Origin of the sequence: Winogradskyella sp. (assembly GCF_965656915.1) — a bacterium.
Classification (GTDB): domain Bacteria; phylum Bacteroidota; class Bacteroidia; order Flavobacteriales; family Flavobacteriaceae; genus Winogradskyella.
The window spans coordinates 1-6,567 of record NZ_CBFHMI010000088.1 but is presented as its reverse complement, the minus strand read 5'-3'; the positions used below and the strand labels follow the sequence as shown (position 1 = coordinate 6,567).

The 6,567-nt window shown below is 31.4% G+C and carries 3 protein-coding genes and 1 pseudogene; 3 read left to right on the top strand and 1 reads right to left on the bottom strand.

What is annotated here, in order from left to right; all coding sequences use genetic code 11:
- The 3 genes from ACTG3Y_RS13030 to ACTG3Y_RS13020 form a co-directional block, all read left to right on the top strand.
- The coding region (locus tag ACTG3Y_RS13030) for a T9SS type B sorting domain-containing protein (protein ID WP_439153357.1) at window positions 1–2,990 on the top strand (2,990 nt) is incomplete at its 5' end.
- 185 nt (window positions 2,991–3,175) lie between these two features.
- Window positions 3,176–3,970 (top strand): DUF3050 domain-containing protein, encoded by a 795-nt coding sequence (locus ACTG3Y_RS13025; protein WP_439153356.1) that lies wholly within the window; start codon window positions 3,176–3,178, stop codon window positions 3,968–3,970.
- Between the two features lie 493 nt (window positions 3,971–4,463).
- Window positions 4,464–4,880: a cupin domain-containing protein gene (locus tag ACTG3Y_RS13020; protein WP_439153355.1), complete on the top strand. Its 417-nt coding sequence runs from the start codon at window positions 4,464–4,466 to the stop codon at window positions 4,878–4,880.
- 792 nt (window positions 4,881–5,672) lie between these two features.
- On the opposite strand, the pseudogene ACTG3Y_RS13015 reads toward ACTG3Y_RS13020, so the two are convergent.
- Window positions 5,673–6,567: pseudogene (locus ACTG3Y_RS13015) on the bottom strand (hypothetical protein); the annotation flags it as partial.

Genomic DNA, 6,567 nt, shown 5'->3' with positions numbered 1-6,567 from the left:
TTAGTATTGGCGCTGTTGATCTTTTTCATAATTATATTAAAACTAATCTCTATACCTTACCCTACTCTGTATGTGATATCGATAATGATGGGTTAGAAACCTATGAATTAGATGCTGTAACCTTTTCGCTGAGTTCTAATATCACAATACCCACATCTATTACTTATTACGGCAGTGAAACTGACAGAGATAATGAGACTAATGCCTTAGACCCAAGCATTCCTCAAACCATAAATACTGCACAACTTATACTCTACACTAGCATAACCACAGAAAACTGTACGACACCTGTTTTAGCAGAAGTAGAAATTAATTTAGAGCCTATTACTGAATTTTCCTCAATTGGCACTATTGCTATCTGCAGCGAAAATACCTCGACATTTACAAGCTTAGATTTAACTCAAACTTTTACAAATTTAGTCGTAAACGGCACACCTGGTTTTTCTGTACGCTATTATCTTACGGAAGAAGACGCCACTGTTAATAGTAATAGTTTACCTAATAATTTTACCAATATAAACAACCCTCAACTATTATATACACGAATTACTAATACCAATACCAGATGCTATTCTGTAAATCAATTTTCTTATAATGTATTGCCTGCGCCACAAACAAATAGTATTGAAGACACTATTATTTGCGATGACGACTTGGACGGTAGTTATAATGTAAATTTAATAACTGAAACACAAAATTTACTAGCTAGTCTTATGGATCGTACCATTAGTTTTTATGCTACAGAAAATGATGCTACAAGCGGCTCAAATGCCATTACAAATCCATCTAACTTTATTACTGAAAGCACTACCATATACATACGTGTTACAAATACAGACACCAATTGTTTTACTATTGTTCCGCATTCTATATATATAAATACAGAACCTCAATTACAACCTATATCACCTTATATATATTGCGAGGATAATAGCGATGGTATAGGAGATTTTATTCTGGCTAATAAAGACATAGATATTACCGGAGATCTTGAAGGCTTAAATGTGCTTTATTTTGAGACGACTGAAGATGCCCTTAATTCTACTAATGTTATAGATAAAAACAACAACTATCAAAATACAGGCAATCCACAAACTATAAGCGTAAGGGTAGAGCACCTAAATGACCCTAGCTGTTATACTATAGGAGACTTTGAGCTTACCGTCTCTTCAAACCCTCTTTTTAATGAACCTAGTGATATGTTTCTGTGTGACGATATTACTAATGATGGTTTTGAAACCTTTGACCTTTCTGAAAAAGCCACAGAAATGAGTCTAGGTATTGCAGATAATCTTAACTTTTCGTTTTACGGCTCTTATAACGACGCATTAACCAATACTAATGCGTTACCTAACAACTTTACAAATACCTCAAACCCACAAGAAATTTTTGCACGTGTAGATAATGGTGGTTTATGTCAACCTATTACAAGCTTTTTGATAGAGGTGTATTTGGTTGCAGATATTAATCAAATACAATCACTAGAGGTATGCGACAATGATTATGATGGATTAAATACATTTGACCTTACAACTACTGAAGATCTTATATTTAATATAAGAACCTTAAATATTGAGGTAAGCTACTTTGAAACTGAAACAGATTTAACAGACAACACCAACAGTATAACTGCCCTAGAAAACTATAATAACCTCAGCAATCCTCAAACCATTTATGTTAAAGTACAAAATACAATTTCTGGATGTTTTTTCTCTTTCCCCTTAGATCTTGTGGTTAATCCACCACCAGTAATTAATGATTTTATAAAGTATGAGATCTGCGAGAGTGAAGCAGAAAACATCGATTTAAGCCCAATAAATACGATAGTCACAGAGAATACGTTTAATAAAAGCTATACGTATTACTTAAATTTAAACGATGCAATTGCACAAAATAATGCCATCACTGAGCCTTATAATCCTACTACAGCAGCAGATAATCTTTATGTTAGAGTCTCAAATGTAAATACGGATTGTTATCGTATTTATCCTTTTGTGCTTCAAGTAAACCCTAATCCAATAGTACAGTCAACCCCAAATATTGAAATCTGTGATACCAATAATGACGGTATAGAGACGATACTTTTAGAAACCCAAAATGACCTACTATTACAAGATGAAGATCCGTCTCTCTTTTCCGTGAGCTATTATACCACTCTTGAAAATGCACAAAATGCTTATGATCATATCCCTCTAATCTATAATAGCTACCATAATGAATTAATTTATGCACGCATTGAAAATAACGCAACAGGCTGTTACACAATTACAAACTTTAATGTTATTCTGCAACCATACCCTGTGATAAATTTACCTCCTGTAATAGCGCTTTGTGATAATGATGGACCACTTTTTATAAATGCGCAACAGGCTACTGATAATAACACCTACTTATGGTCTACAGGAGCCACTACTTCTGTAATTAACATCAACGAAACAGGAGACTATTGGGTAACAATAACTTCAGAAAACGGATGTACTTCAGAACACTATTTTGAAGTTATAAGTTCTTCTTCTGCTATAATAACAAGTATTAGCGTATCTAATTTTTCCCCTCTAAACACAATTAGTGTTACCGTAGAGGGCAATGGAGACTATATTTATACATTAGATAATGGCAACCCACAAGACAGTTCAACATTTAGTAATGTTGCCGCTGGACCACATACGCTCCAAGTCATAGATATTAATGGTTGTAGCACTTTAAGTATTGAGGTCTTTGTATTTAATGTTCCAAAATTTTTCACTCCAAATAATGACGGTAAAAATGATTTTTGGCAAATTAAAGGTGCCAATCAATTAGAGTATTTAGAACTAAATATCTTTGATCGATTTGGAAAAATTATAGCCATGCTAAATAAAGATAGCCGTGGTTGGGACGGCACACTAAACGGTATTAACCTACCATCTACTGATTATTGGTACAACGGCTCTGTAGCAATTAATGGACAAATAATATCACTTAAAGGTCACTTTGCCCTAATAAGGTAAATATATTTAGAACACATTTATATCTTAAACATGCACTATACATTGTAATACGTTACTCTATAGCACCATAAACCTTCTGGTTAACTATAGCAGCTTTACATACTTAAATCACAACATTTAGGTAATATTTCTATAATTTTGTTTTCATTCATTTTTATCTTTTTTAACTTGCTACAAAAAAGCCCATGAATAAAATAACACACATAGAAAATGAAATTTCTAATCTCAGAAGTCAATTAAAACAGCATATACTTTATGATAATTTAGAAACTATTGATGACATTAAAGTATTTATGGAGAACCACGTGTTTGCTGTATGGGACTTTATGTCTTTATTAAAATTTCTTCAAACGGAACTAACAACTGTCAAAACACCATGGACACCTTCAAAACATCCAACATTATCAAGATTTATAAATGAAATTGTGCATGGAGAAGAAAGTGATATTAATGAGTTAGGTGAACCAAAAAGTCATTTTGAAATGTATTTAGACGCCATGGTTGAAGTCGATGCTAATACGCTAGAGATTGAAAAATTTATTAAACTTATTGAAAATAACCATGCTCTTGATGACGCACTAAACGATATTGCTATTGATAAGTGCGTTGCTGACTTTGTAAGATTCACTTTCTCCATTATTGCAACCAAAAAGCCCCATATTGTGGCTTCAGCGTTTACTTTTGGGCGGGAGGATGTTATCCCTGACATGTTTATTGAAATTTTAAAATCTGCAGAATCAGAAAATAATTCTTATCAGAAATTAAGGTATTATTTAGAGCGCCATATTGAATTAGATGGTGATGAGCATGGACCATTATCTCTAAAAATGGTATCTCAGCTTTGTGGAGATGACCAAGATAAATGGAGTGAAACCCTTACTGTTGCTAAAGAGGCCTTAGAAAAGCGAATTGCTCTATGGGATGGAATTAACGACATCATAAAAAAAAGACAACTCACAATAGCTGATGAAATTAATTAAAAATTAATTTTAATTTTTAATAATAGTAGACTTATTTTATAGCTATTAAGCATTAATACTCTACACGTACCATAAGAATAATAATAGGTGACTAGGAAGTATATTACTAAAAACCTAGATATTATAAATCACAATGACATCTTAACAGCAAAACAATTGCATAAAAAAACCAGAACTTAAGTAGGTTAAGATCTGGTAGATTTGGGTTTGGTCACTAACTAATAAACTAAAATTATGGTAAATTTGGGTTGTCAATTTCTACATCGTAAAGATCGTAAAATATTTTATATATTCGGTAATATGTTATTTTTTTCGTTGTATTACACTTTTTTTTAACATTTGACTCTAATTTTAGTACATAAACATCCTAAAATAGAATTAAAACTATGGTTTTTATTATAGCAAAAACAAATCTGCAAATACTTTAAAACATAAATCTATAATACATCTGAATAATAAGGTACCTGTTTTTAATCTAAAAAATGAAAACTAAATGAAAATCAAAATCTTTCTTATTAGCCTAGCCATCTTATTTGTCTCTTGCGCTACGAAAAAAAAACAAACCATTAGTGTCGTTAAACTTATGGAAAGTACGACCAGTTGGAATGGAGACCCTTTACCCCAATATCCATCAGGAACCCCAAAAGTTACTGTATTAAAAATTACGATACCACCCAAAACCCAACTAAAAAAACACTACCACCCAGTTATTAACTCTGGCATTATAGTAAAGGGTAAGCTAACAGTTATAGATTTAAACAACAACGAGCTAGAGCTAAAAACAGGCGATGTTATTGTAGAACTCGTTAATAAAATACATTATGGTATAAATAAAGGACATACCACTGTTGAAATTATAGTGTTTTACGCAGGTACTACCGATTTACCAATAACAATTTTGGAACAATAATTGACTTATTTAATACTGATATATACAAGTACCGTATGCGAAAAGTTTTATTTTTCTATGTATGACTCTAAATTTATATTAGGATTAGCTTCGTTAAAATAAAAAAGCAAGCTTGACTAAACCAATAGTTTATTTTATTCACAATTTAAAGGTATGGATTATAGATTCTAAAGCGTTCCGCTTTGAAAATGGTTTCATAAATAACCCTAAATGTTTACTCTTCTAACTTTATCAAGGATTTAAAAAGCATTCTATCTTTCGAGTTTTGATTATTAAATACAAACCAAAAATAAAATCCCAAGGATAAAAAATTATTCTTGGGAATAAATCGTGACCTCTATAAGCGAAAGTTCAAACTTTGTTGAGGATTTAAAGAGCTTTTTATCTTTCGATTTTTGATTTTCTAAAACCAACTTAAAAAATTATTCCCAAGGATAATTTTTTATCCTTGGGAATAATAGATAGAGTATACAGAAAAAATATCGAATCCAATTACGAAAAACTTTACTCTATTTTCAAAACTATTGGGTAGTTATATATTTTATTTATATTGTTTTACTATAAAATCAATTTACCTTTAATTAGTGATTTATTAGAAAGCAATATCTAGCCTGTTTTTTGCTGTTTTTAAGAACGAATCATAATATCTCTAGAATGAAACTCTTTTAAAACTAATCACTTGTTATTATATAGCAATACTTGCATTCATTACTCTATTTCATATAAAAACTAATATTATTAAAATAACATTTCCTTAGAAATTATGAGATAAGTCTAATTTTTTTAAAAACTTTAGTTTATTCTAATTAAACGAGGACTTCCATCTATAATACCGTAACTTATGTCTAATTCATAAGGATGCGTATTTGACACTTGCAATGATTGTGGTGGTATGTTGCTGTTACCATTTAAAACCCATGATGTTGTTTTATAAACAACTAAATTTAAAAAAATATTACTATCAAATACTAAAGACGAGTTTGGTGCTTCAGGCAAATTTTCTGAAGAACTCCCCATTAAAACATTATATGTATAACTGGGAGATAAAACTGCATTATATGTCCTAGAAGCAGCAGATGTACCGCCATTCGAACTTAATATAATACCAATTCCATTTGTAATATCATTATCAATGTCTTCAAAAAGCTTAATTCCTCCATTATTAAACACATTGCTAGAAGGATTAATTATATCTATAAGGCCTATATTGAGTTCTTGACTTACTTTAAAAGATAAAATAAAGTTATTACCTGATTGGTAAGACTCTGATTGTGAACTAGAGGTTATTAATCCAAAAGACGAACTTGAACCATAATTGGTATATAAATAAAGTGTACCATCACTTCTATTGTAAACTATTGTGCCGTTATCTAGGCTTAAACTATTAATATTACTAGAATCAGTGATTACTACCTGAGACCCTACTGAAGATGTACCTTCAGGCCCAGTCAAATCAATCGTAGTAAATGAAGTGCCATCGGTATAATCAAATGTAAAAGTGCCATCACCATTATCAGTAGTTGATTGAATACCATTTCCACTAGAACCTGTTAAAGAATCAATAAAGTCTTGTTCAGTTCCGGTATTGCCTAATGACAACCATACGTCATAAGCCGATTGTCCATCGATACCATCAGAACCGGGTTGGCCTTGAACACCCTCAGGACCAGACTGCCCTGTTGGACCT

Coding starts and splice junctions, on each gene's coding strand:
- ACTG3Y_RS13025 (WP_439153356.1), top strand. CDS start 3,176: ATGAATAAAATAACACACATAGAAAATGAAATTTCTAATCTCAGAAGT.
- ACTG3Y_RS13020 (WP_439153355.1), top strand. CDS start 4,464: ATGAAAATCAAAATCTTTCTTATTAGCCTAGCCATCTTATTTGTCTCT.